General features: G+C 47.1%; 24 protein-coding genes. 6 read left to right on the top strand and 18 right to left on the bottom strand.

What is annotated here, in order from left to right; genetic code table 11:
* Positions 1-74: 74 nt before the first annotated feature.
* The 3 genes from HGT71_RS06155 to HGT71_RS15780 all read right to left on the bottom strand — a co-directional run bounded on the left by HGT71_RS06155 (position 75) and on the right by HGT71_RS15780 (position 1995).
* The gene (locus tag HGT71_RS06155) at positions 75-974 is read right to left on the bottom strand and encodes a TIGR01777 family oxidoreductase (protein WP_214217031.1); all 900 of its coding nucleotides are present in this window, start codon (positions 972-974) and stop codon (positions 75-77) included.
* A 159-nt stretch (positions 975-1133) separates the two neighbouring features.
* A complete protein-coding gene (locus HGT71_RS06150) occupies positions 1134-1385 on the bottom strand; it encodes a hypothetical protein (protein WP_214217030.1) in 252 nt (83 codons plus the stop codon).
* 136 nt (positions 1386-1521) lie between these two features.
* Complete coding sequence (locus HGT71_RS15780) at positions 1522-1995, bottom strand: hypothetical protein (RefSeq protein WP_244986424.1); 474 nt, start codon at positions 1993-1995, stop codon at positions 1522-1524.
* Positions 1996-2794: 799 nt separating this feature from the next.
* On the opposite strand from HGT71_RS15780, the gene HGT71_RS06140 reads away from it, so the two are divergent.
* Positions 2795-3055 (top strand): YfhL family 4Fe-4S dicluster ferredoxin, encoded by a 261-nt coding sequence (locus tag HGT71_RS06140; RefSeq protein ID WP_214217029.1) that lies wholly within the window; start codon positions 2795-2797, stop codon positions 3053-3055.
* On the opposite strand, the gene acpS is transcribed toward HGT71_RS06140, so the two are convergent.
* The 12 genes from acpS to HGT71_RS06080 form a co-directional block, all read right to left on the bottom strand.
* Entirely contained in the window at positions 3052-3432 is a 381-nt protein-coding gene (acpS, locus tag HGT71_RS06135) for a holo-ACP synthase (protein ID WP_099824705.1), read from the bottom strand. The genes HGT71_RS06140 and acpS overlap by 4 nt on opposite strands.
* On the bottom strand, positions 3432-4163 hold the full coding sequence (gene pdxJ, locus HGT71_RS06130) for a pyridoxine 5'-phosphate synthase (RefSeq protein ID WP_214217028.1): 732 nt from the start codon (positions 4161-4163) through the stop codon (positions 3432-3434). The genes acpS and pdxJ overlap by 1 nt, the downstream gene beginning before the upstream one ends.
* Before the next feature lie 40 nt (positions 4164-4203).
* The gene (gene recO / locus HGT71_RS06125; RefSeq protein WP_214217027.1) at positions 4204-4926 is read right to left on the bottom strand and encodes a DNA repair protein RecO; all 723 of its coding nucleotides are present in this window, start codon (positions 4924-4926) and stop codon (positions 4204-4206) included.
* Between the two features lie 3 nt (positions 4927-4929).
* Positions 4930-5835: a GTPase Era gene (era, locus tag HGT71_RS06120; protein ID WP_048912470.1), complete on the bottom strand. Its 906-nt coding sequence runs from the start codon at positions 5833-5835 to the stop codon at positions 4930-4932.
* Complete coding sequence (gene rnc / locus HGT71_RS06115) at positions 5832-6512, bottom strand: ribonuclease III (RefSeq protein ID WP_092676356.1); 681 nt, start codon at positions 6510-6512, stop codon at positions 5832-5834. The genes era and rnc overlap by 4 nt, the downstream gene beginning before the upstream one ends.
* Before the next feature lie 119 nt (positions 6513-6631).
* Complete coding sequence (lepB, locus tag HGT71_RS06110) at positions 6632-7603, bottom strand: signal peptidase I (RefSeq protein WP_214217026.1); 972 nt, start codon at positions 7601-7603, stop codon at positions 6632-6634.
* Positions 7604-7620: 17 nt separating this feature from the next.
* The gene (lepA, locus tag HGT71_RS06105; RefSeq protein ID WP_214217324.1) at positions 7621-9414 is read right to left on the bottom strand and encodes a translation elongation factor 4; all 1794 of its coding nucleotides are present in this window, start codon (positions 9412-9414) and stop codon (positions 7621-7623) included.
* Between the two features lie 244 nt (positions 9415-9658).
* Positions 9659-10138 carry a SoxR-reducing system protein RseC gene (gene rseC / locus HGT71_RS06100; RefSeq protein WP_099824712.1) on the bottom strand — a complete coding sequence of 160 codons (480 nt, stop codon included), beginning with the start codon at positions 10136-10138 and terminating at the stop codon, positions 9659-9661.
* 2 nt (positions 10139-10140) lie between these two features.
* On the bottom strand, positions 10141-11127 hold the full coding sequence (gene rseB, locus HGT71_RS06095) for a sigma-E factor regulatory protein RseB (protein ID WP_214217025.1): 987 nt from the start codon (positions 11125-11127) through the stop codon (positions 10141-10143).
* Positions 11127-11771 carry an anti-sigma-E factor RseA gene (gene rseA / locus HGT71_RS06090; protein ID WP_214217024.1) on the bottom strand — a complete coding sequence of 215 codons (645 nt, stop codon included), beginning with the start codon at positions 11769-11771 and terminating at the stop codon, positions 11127-11129. Before rseA ends, rseB begins: the two co-directional genes overlap by 1 nt.
* A gap of 37 nt (positions 11772-11808) precedes the next feature.
* Positions 11809-12384: an RNA polymerase sigma factor RpoE gene (gene rpoE, locus HGT71_RS06085; protein ID WP_214217023.1), complete on the bottom strand. Its 576-nt coding sequence runs from the start codon at positions 12382-12384 to the stop codon at positions 11809-11811.
* A gap of 235 nt (positions 12385-12619) precedes the next feature.
* The gene (locus HGT71_RS06080; protein ID WP_214217022.1) at positions 12620-13369 is read right to left on the bottom strand and encodes a tRNA1(Val) (adenine(37)-N6)-methyltransferase; all 750 of its coding nucleotides are present in this window, start codon (positions 13367-13369) and stop codon (positions 12620-12622) included.
* Between the two features lie 163 nt (positions 13370-13532).
* Between HGT71_RS06080 and srmB the strand changes: the two genes are divergently transcribed.
* A complete protein-coding gene (gene srmB, locus HGT71_RS06075) occupies positions 13533-14885 on the top strand; it encodes an ATP-dependent RNA helicase SrmB (protein ID WP_214217021.1) in 1353 nt (450 codons plus the stop codon).
* 53 nt (positions 14886-14938) lie between these two features.
* On the top strand, positions 14939-15610 hold the full coding sequence (ung, locus tag HGT71_RS06070; protein WP_099824723.1) for a uracil-DNA glycosylase: 672 nt from the start codon (positions 14939-14941) through the stop codon (positions 15608-15610).
* Between the two features lie 46 nt (positions 15611-15656).
* Here the strand turns inward: ung and grpE are convergent, their stop codons facing one another.
* Positions 15657-16235, bottom strand: coding sequence for a nucleotide exchange factor GrpE (gene grpE, locus HGT71_RS06065; protein ID WP_099824725.1), 579 nt, complete (start codon positions 16233-16235; stop codon positions 15657-15659).
* A 119-nt stretch (positions 16236-16354) separates the two neighbouring features.
* Here grpE and nadK point away from each other — a divergent pair, with 119 nt between their 5' ends.
* The 3 genes from nadK (at position 16355) to bamE (ending at position 19488) form a co-directional block, all read left to right on the top strand.
* Positions 16355-17233 carry an NAD(+) kinase gene (gene nadK, locus HGT71_RS06060; RefSeq protein ID WP_214217020.1) on the top strand — a complete coding sequence of 293 codons (879 nt, stop codon included), beginning with the start codon at positions 16355-16357 and terminating at the stop codon, positions 17231-17233.
* Positions 17234-17318: 85 nt separating this feature from the next.
* Positions 17319-18980, top strand: a complete 1662-nt coding sequence (recN, locus tag HGT71_RS06055; RefSeq protein WP_214217019.1) for a DNA repair protein RecN — start codon at positions 17319-17321, stop codon at positions 18978-18980.
* A 163-nt stretch (positions 18981-19143) separates the two neighbouring features.
* The gene (gene bamE, locus HGT71_RS06050) at positions 19144-19488 is read left to right on the top strand and encodes an outer membrane protein assembly factor BamE (RefSeq protein ID WP_092676385.1); all 345 of its coding nucleotides are present in this window, start codon (positions 19144-19146) and stop codon (positions 19486-19488) included.
* Between the two features lie 40 nt (positions 19489-19528).
* Here the strand turns inward: bamE and HGT71_RS06045 are convergent, their stop codons facing one another.
* Positions 19529-19825: an RnfH family protein gene (locus HGT71_RS06045; protein ID WP_214217323.1), complete on the bottom strand. Its 297-nt coding sequence runs from the start codon at positions 19823-19825 to the stop codon at positions 19529-19531.
* Positions 19815-20249 carry a type II toxin-antitoxin system RatA family toxin gene (locus tag HGT71_RS06040; RefSeq protein ID WP_048912486.1) on the bottom strand — a complete coding sequence of 145 codons (435 nt, stop codon included), beginning with the start codon at positions 20247-20249 and terminating at the stop codon, positions 19815-19817. Before HGT71_RS06040 ends, HGT71_RS06045 begins: the two co-directional genes overlap by 11 nt.
* Positions 20250-20272 lie beyond the last annotated feature (23 nt).

Here is a 20272-nt window from a genome sequence, read left to right as displayed (position 1 = left end):
TGTAAAATGATCTCTATTACAAAATCTGGATTCATCATGATAACTCGTTTGAGGAGGAGAACCCTCCCCCTGTTCTACTTACCCACAACGTCTTCGAGTGCGGGTTGCAGTGCGGTATAACGAAACGTATAACCCGCATCAATAAGTCGTTGAGGAATAGCCTGCTGCCCACCTAACACTAACACAGCAGATTCGCCCATCAGACAGCGGACTGCAACGGCAGGGACACGCATAAAGCATGGGCGGTGCAATACTTTCGCTAGCTGAGCACTAAATTGTTCATTACGAACTGGCGTCGGAGCAACCATATTAAACGGCCCTTTCAAGGAAGCCTGGTTTAGTAGGAAGAGAATCGCATTGAGCATATCGTCGATATGTATCCACGGCATATATTGCTGGCCATCCCCAAAAGGTCCCCCGACACCCACACGAAATGGCATCACCATTTTTGCGAGCGCACCGCCCTCTCTCGATAGCACGACACCGGTTCGTAATAGACAGACTCGTGTATGGGGACTTTGCGCGGCAAGCGCCAAGGTTTCCCAGCGTGAGCAGAGCTGCCAAGTAAACTCTTGATGTGGCGAGCTGTCTTCGGTCACCACTGCCTGCCCTTGATCACCGTAATAGCCTACCGCTGAACCCGAGATCAACACTGATGGTGGCTGGGCGCTAGCCTTAATTAACTCGGCAATCTTTTCCGTTAATTGCCAACGACTGTCACAGAGTTTCTGTTTCTGAGCCGTCGTCCAGCGTTTATCAGCAATTGGCTCCCCGGCAAGGTTAATCACCGCATCGAAACCGTCTAATGACGCTAACCCCTCGAGGGAAGTCAACAGTTCCACTTGAGGGCCCAGAAGCTTAGTCGCCCGATCAGGCGAACGCGTTAACGCAGTAATAAGATGCGATTGCTTTAACAGCGTCTGGGTGAGACGCTGCCCTATCAACCCTGTTGCACCGGTGATGAGAATTTTCATAGCCTGCCTCTTAATTATATATCCACCATAACAAGTGGGACTCTGCTACTCAGCATAGTCTATATCTAAGCAATCACGTGGACTGAGAGGCTATAGTTTCACTGGTTAGTAGGTTGAATTACGGTAATATCCTACCTGAATCTAATTGTCGCAATCGAGTTAACCCATTTTTTTGGTCAGGTAAACTGCGATCTGATAACCGATGAGGGTGACAAAGGAGCAGACAATGAGTAACGCAATTCCGACAAATTCTTCGGGATTACGTACTCCGAAAAATCGTGCAGCATTACTCCAAAATACAATCTGTTCTGGTGTGGCCGGATCCGCAGGGCGCAGCAGCAGGAAAGTTACTGTAAAAGTGACGAGGCTAATAAGAATTTTTAGCGCTGTTGGGGCACGTCTTGTTATCATTGACTATTACCTTAATTAGGCCATAGGACAGCATACCGCAAGTGAGTTTGACTGGCTGTGTATATAGCAATGTATCAGTAGATATAGATTTTTCTTCTCCTTCCCTTTAGGTAGAATTACTCCCATACAAGATCAGCTACCTTTCTCTGCATAAAATATTTTTTAAGTGTTTTTCTTGGCGATGATGTAATAGATAATTTCTAACTTCATCCTCCCATATACTACCATCACCTAATAAGACACGACTGAAGGTTATAGGAAAAAAATAGCGAGTATCATAAAGTTTAATTAGTGTATTATTGATGGCATCAATAGCTGATATATTGTTTTTACATTTTTGTTGTTGAATAGCCAACGAATTAAGAACTCTACTCCTATTATCTTCATTAGGTGAATATACTCTATTACCTAACTGGCTAAGTACTAAAAATCTTGGCGGAATATTTTCTAATAACGCAGCTTGTAAACGCTCGTGGCCATCGAGAATTACAAATGATGCTAAACCCGTAACAAACCATACAAGGATGGGAGGGAGTGTACCTTCTCGGCTTTTTTTACGCCACCACTTAACCCTTGCGCTATCAGAAGAAACTGAATATCGAGAAAGCAATTTATCTCTTTCCCACCACCAGTCGATATAATAGATATGTTCAGGATTAAGTAAATTAGGGAAGTCTTCGCTATGAAGTGATCAGGGTAAGCTAACATTAGCTTTTTCTTTCGGGGAATAAAATTGCCAAGATTTGCTAAGTTTATTTTGTTTTATTTCATAGGGTGTGATGAGTCGAGTTGGCTCCATAGGTTGTAGTATCCAGTTTCCACTGGATAGAAACATTGAGGAATCTTCAGTCAGAGACCGCGCAAAATACCGACTCCAATAGTTAATAGTATTGCTAGTAGATTCTCTATGAGCTTTCTCAATGTCGGATGAGCGTATAGGTGGGAGTGATAATCTTGGATTAGGGTGGTCTACATTATTGACCAGCCATATACCAGAGTGATCCTTCAACATAGTTGCCCAAAACTGTATTGAACCATTAATATACAAGGCCATTCTTCCATTTTTCCCTGTCCGCATCTCTAGAGAGCGGAATCCTCCCGATATAACTGTTATTTAGAGTCCCTGCCAGTTACCCTCGTAATCGTTAAGATCTTTATACCAACAATCATTCATTACGTCTCTCTTATATTAATTACATCACCGCATAGTTAGTTGATATTGTCGACAGAGATAAAAATCATCAATAAGACAGTATAATAAAGTAAAAACTTATGAGGAAATTAATTTACATCAAAATAATTTATTTTTATTGTATTACACTTTAATTAACTCGTATCGTATTAATTAATTTTTTATTTCGGTCACTAACACTATTTAAGCCGGATAAAAATAAATGTGAGAAAAAAACGTGGCATTACTGATCACTGAACGCTGCATCAATTGTGATATGTGCGAACCAGAGTGTCCTAATCAGGCCATCGCATTAGGTGTAGAAATCTATGAAATTGACCCGACCCGTTGCACCGAATGCATCGGACACTACGAGGCACCGACCTGCCAGAGTGTCTGCCCCATCTCACATACGATTATTCACGATGCGATATGGCGAGAGACACCCGATCAATTGTGGGAAAAGTTTGTACAGCTCTATCCTAACCTAAACGGTTAACTTTCGAAGATCACCGTCGCGCAGGCGTAGCGACGCTCATCGGCGAGCGTCACGTGGTGGTGCTGAATACCCAATTGCTCAGCAAGAATCTCCGCTTGCCCAAGTAATCGTAAACAAGGCTTGCCGAGCGGATTATTAAACACTTCAAATTGATTAAAGGCTAAGCCGTTACGAATACCCGTACCAAAAGCTTTAGCTGCCGCCTCTTTCACCGCGAAACGCTTCGCTAAAAACCGCACGGGTTGATGGTGTTGTTGATATTGTTGCCATTCGCTATCGGTTAGCACTCGTTTTGCTAACCGGTCACCTGAACGTTCTATCACCTGTTCGATGCGCGAGATTTCGACAATATCAGTCCCCAGCCCCACGATAGCCATTAGCGTCGTGCATCCTGTAAGCACTGTTTCATCTCGCGTACGGCATCCGCCAGACCGCTAAATAACGCACGACCAATAATCGCGTGCCCAATATTCAGCTCATAGATCTCTGGTAATGCGGCGATGGCCTGAACGTTATGGTAAGTCAGCCCGTGGCCAGCATTCACTTTCAAGCCTTTCGATGCGGCATAGCTCACGGCTGCCCGAATGCGTTCTAACTCTTTTGCAACATCCTCAGGATTCTGTGCTTCTGCGTAAGCACCGGTGTGGATCTCGATAAAAGGCGCCTTCGCAGTCACCGCTGCATCAATCTGCTGAACGTCAGGATCGATAAAGAGTGACACGATGATATTCGCTTGCTGTAAACGCGCCACTGCCTCATTTAATTTCGCTTGTTGACCGGCGACATCTAAGCCACCTTCGGTCGTGACTTCTTCACGTTTTTCCGGTACGAGACAGCAAAAATGCGGACGTGTTTGACAAGCAATGTTAATCATCTCTTCAGTCACCGCCATTTCTAAATTCATGCGGGTCTGAATCGTTTGTCGCAGTAAGGCGATATCTCGGTCCGTGATGTGGCGGCGGTCTTCACGCAAGTGCACGGTAATGCCATCAGCACCGGCTTGTTCTGCGACAAAAGCGGCCTGAACGGGATCCGGATAGTGGGTACCTCGTGCGTTACGCACGGTAGCGATATGGTCAATATTTACGCCTAAATAAACTTCCGCCATGCTAAACCTCATAGATAATCGCGAAAAAGGACACTATTACTCACTCTTGCGGTTTGTTCACTGGAAGCTGGAATTGCCGGAAGAGTGCTTGGCTTTTTAAGGGACGCCCCCCTAAGTACGGCTTCAACGCCATACGCGTAAAACGTTTTGCCGCCCGCAGTGTATCAATTTCTGGAAATTCGCGCTGATAAAAGGCGCGTAACTGATGGCCGGTGAAGGTATGTGCTGTCGGCATGACACTGGCAATAAAGCCTCGTTCTTGCCGATAGTTATAAGTCATCTCATCACTGACTTCTTCACCGCTACCGGCGCAATGTAAAAAGTCTACGCCGTACCCCAAATGCGCCAATAGCGCAAATTCGAAACGTCGTAAGGCCGGCTCAGGGGAGCTATCAAGCGCAGCAAGCGATTGCAGACAATGGAGATAATCAAAAAAAAGCGCTGAGTAACCAATTTCTTGGCCGAGGACTCTCATCAACAGTTCATTGACATACAGTCCGCAGTAAAGGTAAGTCCCGCTTAACGGCAGTCCCATCGAGACAGGCTCGGCACTGCGTAACGTTTTAACTTCACCTTTACCCCCCCATCGCATAAGCAGAGGAGTAAAGGGCTGTAAAGCCCCTTTGAGGTTAGAACGGCGTGAACGAGCCCCTTTCGCCAGTACAGTGACGCGTCCATCGCTTTCACTGAAAATGTCGAGCAGCAGGCTCGTTTCGCTGTAAGGGCGAGCATGCAAAACGAAAACGCGCTGCCAGCCCTCCATCAATTAAAGATCGTCGGTATAGCCTAGGCTACGCAGAGCACGTTCGTCATCTGCCCAGCCAGACTTCACTTTCACCCACAGTTCAAGGTGAACACGTGATTCGAACATCTCTTCCATATCACGACGTGCTTCAATACCAATGGTTTTGATCTTGCTGCCTTTATTACCGATCACCATTTTCTTTTGGCCTTCGCGTTCGACCAAGATAAGGCCATTGATATCGTAACCGCCTCGTTCATTAGCAACAAAACGTTCGATTTCAACGGTAACCGAATACGGCAGTTCAGCCCCTAAGAAACGCATTAACTTTTCGCGGATGATCTCAGACGCCATAAAGCGTTGGGAACGGTCAGTGACATAATCTTCTGGGAAGTGATGGTCCGCTTCAGGAAGCGTATTATGTACGATACGCGCGATGGCATCGACGTTCTGCCCCGTTTCTGCACACAGTGGCACCACATCAGCAAAATTCATTTTTTGGCTGATCTGTTGGATATGTGGCAATAGAATGGTTTTATCTTGAATATTGTCGATTTTATTGATGGCTAAGATCACCGGCACTTTGACCGATTTCAGCTTATTAAGCACCATCTCATCGTCTTCAGTCCAACGAGTACCTTCTACCACGAAGACAATAAGCTCAACATCACCAATCGAGCTGCTCGCTGCACGGTTCATCAAGCGGTTAATCGCACGCTTTTCTTCGATGTGAAGACCTGGGGTGTCCACATAGATGGCTTGGTAGGCACCTTGGGTATCAATCCCCATAATGCGGTGGCGTGTCGTTTGCGGCTTACGTGAAGTAATCGAGACTTTTTGCCCCAATAACTGGTTCAATAGTGTCGATTTTCCCACGTTCGGGCGACCGACAATTGCGATAAAACCGCAATGCGTTACTTGTTCGCTCATTCAATTCCTAACTTAGTCAGGGCTTGCTCTGCAGCAGCCTGTTCTGCTTTGCGACGGCTAGAACCAATGCCAACCACCGCTTCATTCATACCACTCACTTGGCAGTGAATCGTAAATTCTTGATCATGGGCCTCTCCCCTCACCTGTACCACTAAATAGGCCGGTAACGGTAAGTGACGCCCTTGAAGATACTCTTGTAAACGTGTTTTCGGATCTTTTTGCTTATCACCCGGGCTGATCGCTTCCAGCCGCGACTGATACCAATTGAGGATTAATTTTTCGGTTTTTTGGATATCGCTATCCAAGAAAATTCCGCCAATCAGTGCTTCAACGGTATCCGCTAAAATGGATTCACGGCGAAATCCACCACTCTTAAGCTCACCGGGGCCTAGGCGTAAGCACTCACCCAGTTCGAACTCTCGTGCCATCTCAGCAAGGGTATTCCCCCTAACCAAGGTCGCACGCATCCGGCTCATATCCCCTTCATCAACACGAGGAAATTGACAATAAAGCGCGTTCGCGATGACATAGCTTAAGATTGAATCCCCAAGAAATTCTAATCTTTCATTATGTTTACTACTGGCACTGCGATGCGTCAAGGCTTGTTGCAGAAGTTCCGGATGAGTAAAAGTGTAGCCTAGTTTACGCTGCAGCTTATTTATAAGAATGGGGTTCATGCTGTTCCAGTTATTCTTTGCGTCTGTTAATTGCACATGAAACAGGGCTGTATCAACTCACGGTTTCATGTGCAGTAGTGAAAATTATGGGTTGAGTTCGTCCTTGAACTCACTCCCTATCAATGGATACCACCAATACGGCTTAATCGTACGCCTGTTGGCCATTGACCTTCTTGTTTATCGAAGCTCATCCAGATAGCAACGGCTTTTCCGACCAGATTTTTCTCTGGAACAAAGCCCCAATAACGGCTATCCGCACTGTTATCGCGGTTGTCACCCATCATGAAGTATTCTCCAGCCGGGACCACCCATGTTGATTGCGGTTGACCTTCTTGCTGGTAGTAAGCATCCACTTGGCTCTGTGCTTGGTTAACTAATAGGATGTTATGGGTGACATTGCCTAGGCTTTCTTGACGCTCACCCAACTGCAATCCACCGGGTAACATACCTGCTTTAGAGATCTGATAAAAGCCATTACCCACTTCATTTCCATCAAAACCACTGAAGGTTTGTAGAAAGTCGCTTTTTTCCATCGACGAGTAGGTAATCGCGACAGGGTTGTCACAATGGCCTTCGCCACAGCCTGGGGTAACGGTTACGGTTTTACTCTCCGGATCAAAAACAATTTTATCTCCCGGTAAACCAATCACACGTTTAATGTAATCAACAGAAGGATCTTTCGGATATTTGAACACGACGACATCACCACGCTTAGGATGCCCAGTAGGGATCAGCGTAGTCTGCGTAATGGGATCTTTTAATCCGTAGGCAAACTTCTCAACCAAGATAAAATCGCCAATCAGTAAGGTTGGCATCATCGATCCAGATGGGATCTGGAAAGGTTCATAAATAAATGAACGCACGATAAACACCACAGCCAGTACCGGGAATACCGATACTGAGGTCTCTACCCAACCAGGTTGACGTGCAACGCTGTCTAGCGTCGCTTTATCTAACGTAGTGTTCGCGTGATCTTGCGCCTGTTGACGCTTAGCTCGGCGCGCCGGTGCCCATTTAAATTTATCCAGACACCACACAATACCGGTGAGTAAGGTCGCAACTGCCAAAATCAGTGCAAACATATTTGCCATGACCAATCCTTAATTAATTAATCTTTCCCAACATGCAGAATTGCTAAGAACGCCTCTTGTGGTAACTCTACGTTACCCACTTGCTTCATGCGTTTCTTACCGTCTTTCTGTTTCTGTAATAATTTCTTCTTACGGCTCACGTCACCACCATAACATTTCGCCAAGACGTTTTTACGTAATTGTTTGACGGTAGAACGGGCGATAATGTGGTTACCAATTGCGGCTTGGATAGCAATATCAAACTGTTGACGCGGAATCAGTTCACGCATTTTTTCGACTAACTCGCGACCACGAGATTGTGAGTTATCGCGGTGAGTGATCAGTGCAAGCGCATCGACACGTTCTGAGTTAATCATGACATCAACACGTACCATGTCTGAGGTTTGGAAACGCTTAAAGTTATAATCAAGCGATGCATAACCCCGTGACGTGGATTTGATTCGGTCAAAGAAGTCCAAGACAACTTCAGCCATTGGAATATCATACGTCAACGCAACTTGGTTTCCGTGGTAAACCATATTGGTCTGCACGCCACGTTTCTCAACACAAAGCGTAATCACGTTACCGAGATATTCTTGTGGCAACAGCATATGACATTCTGCAATCGGTTCGCGCAGCTCTTCAATATTGTTAAGTGGGGGTAATTTAGCCGGGCTATCCACATACAGTGTTTCACCACTGGTCGTCACCACTTCATAGACTACGGTAGGGGCCGTGGTAATCAGATCCAAGTCGTATTCGCGTTCTAAACGCTCTTGGATGATTTCCATGTGCAGTAACCCAAGGAAGCCACAACGGAAGCCAAAGCCTAAAGCGGTCGAACTCTCTGGCTCGTAGAATAACGAGGCATCGTTTAGGCTCAGTTTGCCCAGCGCATCACGGAAATTTTCGTAATCATCAGAGCTGACAGGGAAAAGTCCCGCATAAACTTGAGGTTTAACCTTTTTAAATCCTGGTAACGGTTTATCCGCCGAATACTTCGCTGCAGTCAGGGTATCTCCGACTGGCGCACCGAGGATATCTTTGATGGCACACACTAACCAGCCAACTTCCCCGCTGCGTAACTCATCACGGTCAACACGTTTTGGCGTGAAGATACCTAGGCGATCCGCATTATAGACCTGCCCAGTACTCATCACCTTGATTTTATCACCTTTACGCAGCACGCCGTTTTTAACACGGACTAAGGAGACAACGCCTAGGTAGTTGTCGAACCATGAGTCGATAATCAGCGCTTGTAACGGTGCATCAATGTCGCCTTCCGGTGGGGGAATATCACGTACTAAGCGTTCTAATACTTCAGGAACACCTAATCCTGTTTTAGCTGAACATCTTACCGCGTCCGTTGCATCAATCCCGACGATATCTTCAATCTCTTGAGAAACGCGATCAGGGTCTGCTGCCGGGAGGTCAATTTTGTTTAATACAGGTACAACTTCCAGATCCATTTCAATTGCGGTGTAGCAGTTAGCCAGGGTTTGCGCTTCTACGCCCTGCCCTGCATCCACAACGAGTAGCGCACCTTCACAGGCGGCAAGAGAACGGGAGACTTCATAGGAGAAGTCTACGTGCCCCGGCGTATCAATGAAGTTAAGTTGATAAATTTCACCATCCTGTGCGTGATAATCAAGGGTCACGCTTTGTGCTTTGATAGTGATTCCACGCTCACGCTCAAGATCCATGGAGTCCAAAACTTGGGCAGCCATTTCACGGTCACTTAAGCCACCACAGGTTTGGATTAAGCGATCAGATAACGTGGATTTTCCATGGTCAATATGCGCAATGATGGAGAAATTTCTTATATTCTTCATATCCGGGGATTTTTTCATAGTTTCCTGCAAAATTTATTCAGGTGGACACATAAATGGACCCATGATGCATGTACCCACTTTTTTACTGCGGAGCATATTACACGACAGCGGCAAAGACGTCAGCATATCAACAGCCTTGGATGGCTTTTTTTTAAGACAATTTACGGGAAGAATTCCCAAGGAGTTCGGCAAGCAAACCCTGAAATGGCATTATACCGCTTGCTTGCCGACATAAATTGATATGTCACGAAGAATGAGAAGGATGAACCGAGTCGACGCGTAATTGATCTGGGCCTAATGCAACCGTTAATATCACAGGCTGAAAGGCGTGCTTTTCACCCAAGGTCTTAGATAACAACTTGGCGATGAGGAACCCCCCCACGCCCCCCAGCAGGGCCCCTCCCGCGCTGGCCATATCGGTGTTAAACCAATATTGCAGCAAGCCTGCACCGATAAAGAGACCGACTAATGGCGTTATGTAGACCATCAAGGCTGAGCTCAATAAACTACTTTCCTTAATCCCTAACTCAATACGTTGACCGGGCTGCAAAGGCTTATCGCTATTCACTTGCATGACATGCGCATTTTTAGGACCAAGTTTATTCAGCATTTGGCTACCGCACCCTTTACGCGCAGAACAACTGTTACAGGTTGTTTTCGCCTCAGTATGCAGTGTCGCTACACCTTGGTCCCACGACACGACAGTCGCCCATTCTCTCATCATTATTAAGTACCCGTATTAACCGAATCTGCAATACGCTTTGCCGTTTCACGAGGTAGCTCACCGACAACGCTAATTTCCTTATTATTACGTATTTCAACGTAGAGCGTGCGACGCCCAGTGCTATAGGATTGCGGAGGGGTTGCCCCTGTCGCCGCAGAAACATTGACAGTAAAGGTAAAGAGACCATCGGAATAGAGACGAGATTCAATTTTTTTCGCTAAAGCGGGCACTTGACGCTGGCTTTGTGACAACACCTGAACCCCTGCCGGTAGCCATCCCGGCGTCCAACTTAGTTTTGCGTGTGAATTTTTCGGCAATGAGGTCATTTCCGGAGGAAGCTTCGCATCCACCAGCGGTGCCATGACTTGTTGTAGTTGATCATCAACAGCAAAATCAACAACTTGGAATTGCTCGATGGTTTCCCCTTCCTGTGATAACAAATCAGCACGTAAAGGGAGCGAACTATCGCTGTCTAACCAAACGGCATAACTGAAACGGGTACCGTCTTTCGAGACGATACGCACCACATCGCACAACCGGTCTGCCACCCGAGAACGCCCGACACTGATAAAGTTGTAGTAGTCTTTCAGTTGATCAAAATTCGCGAACAAAATCGAGGGTAGACCATCGATAATATGGTCGCCGGGGAGCGTGAAAGGATCAACGCCCGAACTGGCATCGAAATAACTGATCGCTCGATTACGTTGGATAACCTCTCGACGTGGGCCGTCCATCTGCAGCAATTGAGCAAAGACTTGATTATTCACCCGCGCATGACGGTAGCGTAACGACTCAATACCTTGCTCGCTGATAGTGATATAGGAGAGTTGGTAATTGAGCATATTAGTCGCTTTATCCATCTGTTTTAGCATCACAAAGGGTTGGATGGGCTTTGTGTCCGACGAGGCGGCGCTATTATCGGCAAAACTTGAGATGGAAAAAAGCAGACTGCCGCATAATGCGGCAGAGAGAAGAAATTTTTCTTTCATTATTGATGGACAGTGCCCGAATACTGTTGTTTATCAAGAACCGAAGATGTCGGTGGCAAGCTATCACCATCATTAAGACGGCGTTGCAACTCGTAATCTTGCAGCATCGCATTAATGCGAGCACGTTGTTCTTGTACTTGTCCGGTGGTGGACGAGTTTTCAAACATATCCCCCGGTACGCCTAAGCTTACAGGAGAAGCTTTACCCATCATGGGTAAGGTATTAAAAGCAGGGGTATCTTGGCTATCAGATAGCGCTGCATCGCCGCCATGATTGTAGTGCTGTACGCCGACAATAACCGCCATCGAGACGCAAGCTGCGACACCGACTTGAGCAAGTTGCGCGCCCCAGCCACCCGTCTTCGAGAGAAAGCCCATCTTGCGCCAGCGAGACGGTTCAGGTTGCTCTTCAACAATAAGCGGTGTGACCGTGGTAGCGGAAACGGGTTCTGCTGCAATCGCCTCAGCCACTTTAGCCGAGATATCGAAATGCACGACCTGACCCAAATCACCGCGAAGCGTGTCACGAACCAGATGGTAACGCTCCCAACTCGCTTGCAACTCAGCATCTTTAGAAAGTTCAGTGAGTAAAGACTGATCTAAGGCTTCGCCATCCATTAAAGCGGAAAGTTGCTCTTTCTGCATACCTTAATACCCTTTAGGTAGTCACTCTGCTACGCGATTAGCGCTGCAGCAGTGGTTGAACTTTATTATCAATCGCTTCTCGTGCGCGGAAGATACGTGAACGAACAGTGCCGACAGGGCACTCCATGATCTCAGCGATTTCCTCGTAACTCAACCCATCTAATTCACGAAGCGTGATCGCCATCCGTAAATCTTCAGGAAGAGTTTCAATTGTCCTAAAAACTATCTGCTTCAGTTCATCTGACAACATTAAGTTCTCAGGGTTCGAAATTTCTTTTAAAGCACTCGCTGCTTCATAGTTTTCGGCATCGCTCGCATCGACATCGCTGGACGGCGGACGGCGACCTTGCGCGACTAAATAGTTTTTTGCTGTATTAACTGCAATACGGTAAAGCCAAGTATAGAAGGCGCTTTCACCACGGAAAGAGGCTATAGCACGATAAGCCTTAATAAATGACTCTTGCACAACATCTGGCACGTCCCCCGGCGGAACATAGCGCGTCACTAAACTGGCCACTTTATGCTGATAGCGTAGCACCAGTAGATTAAACGATTTTTGATCGCCTTTTTGGACCCGTTCCACCAGAACTTGATCCGTTAACTGCTCGCTCATCTGAGGCTCTGTCCTCATAAAATATTCAATGTAAAACCACCCAGTGCCATAACGTTACTGCCATTGGCGAGCCCAAGGTTGGAACTGAATAATGATCAAAAGTTCACTAAAATTTAGGTAAATTGCTATTTAAAGTTTTAGCAATGAATTAATCCTAACAACAATCGCGTTATCTGCAGGCCAATTTACCTGATTAACCATGAAGTTTCATGTTTTTATCAGTATAGTTGATGGACTAGAACGCTAAGTAGAATTCTTTTGTTAAGCGTTGAAAATCAGTGCTGTACTGCCCATGCTCAGCGCGGATCACCAAACACTCTAAGCTACACTCTGTTGGGCAACGTCGCCAAACCATCAAACGACGTTTTGCTGAACGCCCTGCCCTCTCACAGATATCGCACTGGCGATATAAAAACCACCCGGTCGTGCGCGCATACTCAGCAAAGTACTCGGCTTCTTGAGTGGGTAATACCACCGAAAAAAAACCCTCATCGGTAAGCAGTTCCGCGACCTTTCGTAATAATGAACGATGGTCCAACGTACGACTATCCCGGGCTTTCTCTCGCTGAGCGTCTCGATAGGCCGCCCCATGTTCGAAATATGGCGGATTGCAGATCACCAGCCCATAAGATTGTCGAGATGAGGTATCCCACGTCAGTAAATCCTGTTGCCAGACATTGATATGCCCTTGCCAAGGAGACTGGGCACAATTCTCTTCAGCCTGTCGGACTGCAGCGAGGTCGATATCAATCGCATCAATCTCGAAGGGGGCAACCTCGGCTGCTAAACGCTGCGCCAACATCAAGGACAGTAATCCACTGCCAGTACCGATATCCAATACGCGGCGTGTGGTAGGAAGTGGCGCCCAAGCCCCTAATAATACGCCATCCGTGCTCACTTTCATGCCACATCGATCATGCCCCACGAAAAATTGTTTGAAGGTAAAGCCCCCACGTCGCGGTGGCGATGCTATGCTGGCTGTCATATCGGTCTCCAAAACGTCTCTATTCGCCCAATGGTCACCCTTTTTGCGCGAACTTTATCAGTATTCATGCCCTTTTACCTGTATGACGCAGAATTAATCGGCAGGAAAAGGTGAACAATTGCGGTGAAATGTCTATAATCGGCGCCCCAACCAGAGGTAGAACATGACTGTAACCACATTTTCCGAATTAGAACTTGATGAAAGCCTGCTAGAAGCCCTACAGGATAAAAATTACCAGCGCCCGACGGCTATCCAAGCAGCTGCGATCCCACCCGCCCTCGAAGGCCGTGACATCCTTGGTTCAGCCCCTACCGGCACTGGAAAAACTGCGGCTTACTTATTGCCTGCCTTACAACATTTACTCGATTTCCCGCGTAAAAAGTCAGGGCCTCCGCGCATCCTGATCCTGACTCCTACGCGTGAATTGGCGATGCAGGTTGCGGATCAAGCCAAAGAATTGGCGAAGCACACGCATTTAGATATCTCTACCATCACAGGTGGCGTCGCGTACATGAACCACGCTGAAGTGTTCAGTACCAACCAAGATGTTGTCGTCGCGACCACTGGCCGTCTTTTACAATATATCAAAGAAGAGAACTTTGACTGCCGCGCAGTCGAAACGCTGATCCTTGATGAAGCAGACCGTATGCTGGATATGGGGTTTGCTAACGATATTGAAACTATCGCCGCTGAGACTCGCTGGCGCAAGCAGACCATGCTGTTCTCTGCAACCCTAGAGGGCGATGACATTGAAGATTTCGCACAGCGCATTTTAAACGAACCGGTTACCTTAGATGCCGATCCAAGCCGCCGCGAACGTAAAAAAATTCTTCAATGGTACTACCGTGCCGATGATTTAGATCACAAGCGTAAATTATTGATTCATCTCCTTAAACAAGAAGATGTCACTCGCTCAGTCGTCTTTATTAGAAAAAGAGACCGTGTGCATGAAGTGGCAGCATGGTTACGTGAAGCCGGTATTCGCTGTACCTATCTTGAAGGCGAAATGGTACAGATCAAACGCAACGAAGCTATTAAGCGTCTCGCAGAAGGAACTGTAAACGTTCTGGTGGCGACCGATATTGCCGCCCGTGGTATCGACATTGATGACGTCAGCCATGTCTTTAACTTCGATATGCCACGCACCGCTGACATCTATCTGCACCGTATTGGTCGGACGGGACGCGCAGGACGTAAAGGAACGGCATTATCCCTTGTCGAAGCACACGATAACGCGCTGTTACTCAAGATCAGCCGCTACATTAACGAGCCGCTGAAAGCACGAACCATCGACGAGCTCCGCCCAACCACGCGCGCACCATCGGATAAAGGGCCGAAGAAAGCCTCGAAGAAAGAGATGGAACGCCGCAAACAAAAACGTGACGCGTTAAAAGACGACAATAAACCTCGCGTTAAAAACCGTCATCGTGATGCGAAAAACGTTGGTAAGCGTCGTAAACCTTCCGAGAAAGTCGCCGTTCAGGACGTGAAAGAGACGTCAGGACGTAGCGAGTAGAAAGCAGAGGCGCATCGCGCCTCTTTTTTTATATCCGATGACAGGAGTCAGTGATGAAAACAACCCTGACTTGGCACGACGTGCTGGGCGATGAAAAACAAAAATCTTATTTCACCGATACCTTGCAACAGGTGCAGCAAGAGCGCAGCGAAGGGACAGTGATTTATCCTCCCGCAGCTGAAGTCTTTAGCGCATTTAAACTGACCAATTTTGCCGATATTCGCGTGGTAATTTTAGGGCAAGATCCTTACCACGGTCCGAACCAGGCACATGGCTTGGCGTTTTCGGTGCAACCCGGCATTGCCCCACCGCCCTCGCTCGTAAATATCTATAAAGAGCTCGTGACCGATATCCCTGGATTTACCCGTCCCAATCATGGCTATCTTGCGTCGTGGGCCTCGCAGGGAGTCTTGCTACTCAATACTGTGCTCACGGTCAGAGCGGGTCAAGCCCATTCCCATGCAGGGCTTGGCTGGGAGACCTTCACCTCTCATGTGATTAGTATGATTAATCAGCATCATGATGGTGTGGTGTTTCTACTCTGGGGCGCACATGCTCAGAAAAAAGGGCAAATTATCGACACGACACGTCACCATGTCTTAAAAGCACCGCACCCCTCTCCGCTTTCGGCACACCGCGGATTCCTCGGTTGTCAGCATTTCTCTAAAACCAACGCTATCCTCGCTACACAAGGTTTGGCAGAGATCGATTGGTCAGTTTACTAGCAAAAAAAAAGCTGCCTAGGGCAGCTTTTCTTATCTTTCACCAGCATTAAGCTTTAGAAACGGCAACCATGGCTGGACGTAATAAACGACCATTTAAGGTATAGCCACGCTGCATCACCATAATGACATGATTCGGGGCAACGTCAGCCGATTCGATCATCGACATCGCTTGGTGTACATCTGGGTTAAAGGGAACATGGGTATCACCCACAACTTCCACACCAAACTTACGTACCGCGTCTAACAGAGACTTAAGCGTCAGCTCAATCCCTTCTACCATCGAAGCCAGTTCTGGATTCTCTTTATTAGACACTTCTAACGCGCGCTCTAGGCTATCGATGACCGGTAATAATTCATTAGCGAATTTTTCCAACGCAAATTTGTGCGCTTTCTCGATATCAATTTCAGTGCGTCGACGAATATTCTCGATTTCAGCCTGCGCACGAACTTGTGCTTCACGCACGCCGCCTTGTGATTCCGCCAGCGCTTTTTCTAACTCAGCAATACGCTCGTCGCGAGGATCGATGCTTTCTGATGCATCCTGTTGATTTTGCTGCTCAGCTTGCTCGGCATTCAGCACTTCAGGATCTTGTTGATTCGGGGTATTCTGTTCTTTACTACTCATGAAAATCTCCGCATTTCATAGTCATCTCGGCAATAAGGCTATTATGGGGATGAAATTCTGGGATTCAAGGGACTCTCATCGATTGTCGAGAGTTTTGCGTAAAGAGGAAGCCTTACCTAATGAATAAGTTGTTTAATTGTATCGGAATTGTTGGCCACCCGCGGAATCTGAGCGCACTGTCTACGCATGAACAATTATGTTGTTGGCTGAGTGAACAAGGATACGACGTCATCGTCGAGGAGCAAATTGCTCGAGAGATGCAATTACCCAATGTACGTACTGCTACCCTTTCCCAAATCGGCCAAAGCGCGGATCTCGCCGTGGTGATCGGAGGTGATGGCAATATGCTGGGTGCCGCGCGAGTCTTAGCCCGTTACGATATCAAAGTGATAGGGATTAACCGGGGTAACCTAGGCTTTCTCACCGACCTAAATCCGGACAACGCAATTGAAGAACTAAGTAAAGTGCTAGCCGGAGAGTACATCACTGACTCTCGGGCGTTACTGGAAGCCTCAGTACGCGGTAGTCAACCTCAGCCCCGAGTCGCTGCTGCGTTAAATGAGATCGTCCTGCACCCCGGTAAGGTCGCGCATATGATCGAGTTTGAAGTGTATATCGATAATCAGTTTGCCTTTTCGCAGCGTTCCGATGGTCTAATTATCTCGACGACGACAGGCTCAACCGCCTATTCGCTCTCAGCTGGCGGCCCAATTCTGATGCCATCTTTGGAAGCGATAGCTATCGTACCGATGTTTCCTCATACCCTCTCTGCCCGTCCCTTGGTCATCGATAGTCGTAGTACTATAAGCTTGCGGTTTGCCAGTTTACGCAGCGAGCTGGAGGTGAGTTGTGATAGCCAGCTTGCCCTACCCGTTCAAGAAGGTGAAGAAGTCATTATTCGTCGTAGTCCAGATGAATTATTCCTCCTTCATCCAAAAGATTACAACTATTTCACCACGCTTACTGGGAAGTTGGGATGGTCAGAAAAATTATTCTGAAAATCTCTCTGCGGGTCTTTACTCAGTAAAAAAGATGATTATACTGTATAAAAAAACAGTCATGTTTTTCTATACAGGTGATTATATGCTGGCACAACTTACTATCAGTAATTTTGCTATTGTTCGCGAACTGGATATCGATTTCCAACAGGGTATGACAGCCATCACTGGCGAAACCGGTGCGGGTAAGTCTATCGCAATCGATGCCTTAGGATTATGTTTAGGCAACCGTGCTGACGCCGACACCGTTCGTCCAGGAGCGCAACGTGCAGATATTTGTGCCAGATTTCAGCTTAAAAAATCGCCTTCCGCTCAACAGTGGTTAATTGATAATCATCTCGATGACCAAGGTGAATGTTTGCTGCGTCGAGTGATCAGTGCCGATGGCCGTTCACGCGGCTTTATCAATGGTACGGCAGTCCCTCTCTCACAATTGCGTGAACTGGGCCAATTGCTTATTCAAATCCACGGCCAACATGCCCACCAACTCCTGCTAAAGGCCGATCATCAACGTACTTTGCTCGATGCTTACAGCCACCATCCCTCACTGCTTGAAGCAATGCGTGATGCTTATAATCACTGGCACAAAAGCTGTCGCCATCTTGCGGCTCTTACACAACAAAAAAATGATCGCGCGGCACGCCGTGAGTTGCTTGATTATCAATTACAAGAACTCAATAAGTTTGCGCCGGTTGAAGACGAATATCAGCAAATCGACGAAGAGTACAAACAACTTGCCAGCAGTGGCCAACGTATTACGTTAAGCCAACAAATTGTCCATTTGGTTTCTGAGAGTGAAGAGGCCTCTTTACAGTCTCTTGTTTACCAATCTCAACAGCTTTTACAAGAACTGGTTTCGTTGGATGATCGCTTAGCTCCCGTGCAGGGCATGATGGATAATGCCGCTATTTTATTGAGCGAAATGAGCGATGAGCTACGCCATTATCATGAAGCGATCGATTTAGACCCTAATCGTTTGCAAGGCCTAGAACAGCGGCTATCTCGTTATGTTTCACTCGCGCGCAAACACCATGTCACGCCGGAAACACTGTACAGTACGCATCAACAATTGTTGGATGAATATTCGCAGTTAGAGAATGTAGAGTCGGATATCGAGCAACTGACTGCCGAAGTCGCCCATTATCATCAACGTGCAGTGGCAGTGGCTGAACAACTTTCTTCGCAACGGCAGCACTTCGCCAGCGAATTAGCAGGATTGATCACCGAGTCTATCCAGCAGCTCGCGATGCCGCATGGTCAGTTCGATATCGTGATTACCCACGCGCCAGAGAAACTTACCGCCGAGGGTGCTGACAGTATCGAGTTTCTCGTCTCGGCAAACCCGGGGCAGTCACTTCAACCCTTAGGTAAAGTTGTTTCAGGTGGGGAACTCTCGCGTATTGCCTTAGCTGTTCAGGTCATTACGGCTAAGAAAATGGAAACGCCTGCCATGATTTTCGATGAGGTTGATGTCGGGATTAGTGGTCCAACTGCTGCCATCGTTGGCAAAATGTTACGTAAATTAGGCGAGTCGACCCAAGTGCTATGCGTCACTCACTTACCGCAGGTCGCTGGATGTGGTCATGGTCATTTCTACATTAGTAAACTCACCGATGGTGCGATGACAGAGACTCGCATGGTGAATTTAGATAAAGCCGCTCGCTTAAAAGAATTAGCTCGCCTTCTGGGGGGCAGTGAAGTTACCCGCAACACCTTAGCCAACGCTAAAGAACTTTTAGCCGCCTAATCGGGCACTTTTTCTCTGTATAACAGTCATATCTTGCGCCAGAGGTTTTCATCTGGCGTAAGGTCTATTATTATCGACATCTAGCTTCCCTGCGATCAGGGTGAACTTATTGTGATGGCAAGTTATGCCTGTCGGCAACTGGTCAAGAAAAAGGAAACGATTCATGCGCAGTAAAATACTGACTGCTGCGACCGCGGCGCTATTATTAACCACCGCCGGTTGCTCAACGTTGGAACGTGTAGTTTATCGCCCGGATATCAACCAAGGTAATTACTTGGTCGCGACCGATGTCAGTAAAATTCATACTGGTATGACACAGCAGCAGGTTGCTTACACCCTCGGCACGCCGATGATGAGCGATCCTTTTGGTAGCAATGTGTGGTATTACGTCTTCCGTCAAGAGCCAGGTCATCAAAAAGTCACGCAACAAACTCTGACGTTGACCTTCAACAGCAGTGGTATTCTGACTAATATCGATAACAAGCCAGCCTTAAGCAAGACCAAATAAATCAATTCGCTACTCGATCACTGTTCGGGTAGCGATATTGTTATTTTTTATTGGCGGCGGAGCGTTCTGCTCGTTGACAACGCATCTCTTTTGGATCCGCTAAGAGTGGACGATAAATTTCAACTCTATCTCCCTCTTCAACCTGATCAGTAAGCTTAACGGGACGGCTGTATACGCCAACTTTATTCTCCGTTAATTGGATATCTTTGCGCAGTTCTAATAGACCCGAGGCTATGATCGCCTCTTCAATTGTACTGCCTTCTGGCACGGTAACCGGTCGGAGATATTGTTTTTCAGGTAATGCGTAAACCACCTCAACACGAATATCAGCCACGATAAACCTCTTGAGCTCGTTCGCTGAAAGCTTTCACCATGTTATTCGCTAACTCTTTAAAGATGCGACCGAAGGCCATTTCCACCAACATATTCGAAAATTCGAAATCGAGGCTAAGTTCTACCTTACAAGCCTCGTCACCGAGAGGCGTAAAGCTCCAGCCACCAGTAAGTTTACGGAAAGGACCATCCACCAGCTGCATCGCAATACGTTGATTTTCTGTCAGGGTATTACGTGTCGTAAAGGTTTTACTAATGCCCGCTTTGGAGACATCGACCGATGCGGTCATCTGCTGCTCGGATTGCTCTAAAATTTTGCTACCGGTGCAGCCAGGGAGAAATTGTGGATAGCTATCAACATCGTTGACAAGTTGATACATTTTAGCCGCGCTGAAAGGGACCAACGCTGAACGAGTGATCTGGGCCATAGGAGTTCCTGGTCTAAAAAAAA

The sequence above is a fragment of the Rosenbergiella epipactidis genome (assembly GCF_018494055.1).
In the GTDB taxonomy this organism is placed as follows: domain Bacteria; phylum Pseudomonadota; class Gammaproteobacteria; order Enterobacterales; family Enterobacteriaceae; genus Rosenbergiella; species Rosenbergiella epipactidis.
This window is presented reverse-complemented; position numbering and strand designations above follow the sequence as displayed.

Coding starts and splice junctions, on each gene's coding strand:
- HGT71_RS06155 (WP_214217031.1), bottom strand. CDS start 974: ATGAAAATTCTCATCACCGGTGCAACAGGGTTGATAGGGCAGCGTCTC.
- HGT71_RS06150 (WP_214217030.1), bottom strand. CDS start 1,385: ATGATAACAAGACGTGCCCCAACAGCGCTAAAAATTCTTATTAGCCTC.
- acpS (WP_099824705.1), bottom strand. CDS start 3,432: ATGGCTATCGTGGGGCTGGGGACTGATATTGTCGAAATCTCGCGCATC.
- pdxJ (WP_214217028.1), bottom strand. CDS start 4,163: ATGGCGGAAGTTTATTTAGGCGTAAATATTGACCATATCGCTACCGTG.
- recO (WP_214217027.1), bottom strand. CDS start 4,926: ATGGAGGGCTGGCAGCGCGTTTTCGTTTTGCATGCTCGCCCTTACAGC.
- era (WP_048912470.1), bottom strand. CDS start 5,835: ATGAGCGAACAAGTAACGCATTGCGGTTTTATCGCAATTGTCGGTCGC.
- rnc (WP_092676356.1), bottom strand. CDS start 6,512: ATGAACCCCATTCTTATAAATAAGCTGCAGCGTAAACTAGGCTACACT.
- lepB (WP_214217026.1), bottom strand. CDS start 7,603: ATGGCAAATATGTTTGCACTGATTTTGGCAGTTGCGACCTTACTCACC.
- lepA (WP_214217324.1), bottom strand. CDS start 9,414: ATGAAGAATATAAGAAATTTCTCCATCATTGCGCATATTGACCATGGA.
- rseC (WP_099824712.1), bottom strand. CDS start 10,138: ATGATGAGAGAATGGGCGACTGTCGTGTCGTGGGACCAAGGTGTAGCG.
- rseB (WP_214217025.1), bottom strand. CDS start 11,127: ATGAAAGAAAAATTTCTTCTCTCTGCCGCATTATGCGGCAGTCTGCTT.
- rseA (WP_214217024.1), bottom strand. CDS start 11,771: ATGCAGAAAGAGCAACTTTCCGCTTTAATGGATGGCGAAGCCTTAGAT.
- rpoE (WP_214217023.1), bottom strand. CDS start 12,384: ATGAGCGAGCAGTTAACGGATCAAGTTCTGGTGGAACGGGTCCAAAAA.
- HGT71_RS06080 (WP_214217022.1), bottom strand. CDS start 13,369: ATGACAGCCAGCATAGCATCGCCACCGCGACGTGGGGGCTTTACCTTC.
- srmB (WP_214217021.1), top strand. CDS start 13,533: ATGACTGTAACCACATTTTCCGAATTAGAACTTGATGAAAGCCTGCTA.
- ung (WP_099824723.1), top strand. CDS start 14,939: ATGAAAACAACCCTGACTTGGCACGACGTGCTGGGCGATGAAAAACAA.
- grpE (WP_099824725.1), bottom strand. CDS start 16,235: ATGAGTAGTAAAGAACAGAATACCCCGAATCAACAAGATCCTGAAGTG.
- nadK (WP_214217020.1), top strand. CDS start 16,355: ATGAATAAGTTGTTTAATTGTATCGGAATTGTTGGCCACCCGCGGAAT.
- recN (WP_214217019.1), top strand. CDS start 17,319: ATGCTGGCACAACTTACTATCAGTAATTTTGCTATTGTTCGCGAACTG.
- bamE (WP_092676385.1), top strand. CDS start 19,144: ATGCGCAGTAAAATACTGACTGCTGCGACCGCGGCGCTATTATTAACC.
- HGT71_RS06040 (WP_048912486.1), bottom strand. CDS start 20,249: ATGGCCCAGATCACTCGTTCAGCGTTGGTCCCTTTCAGCGCGGCTAAA.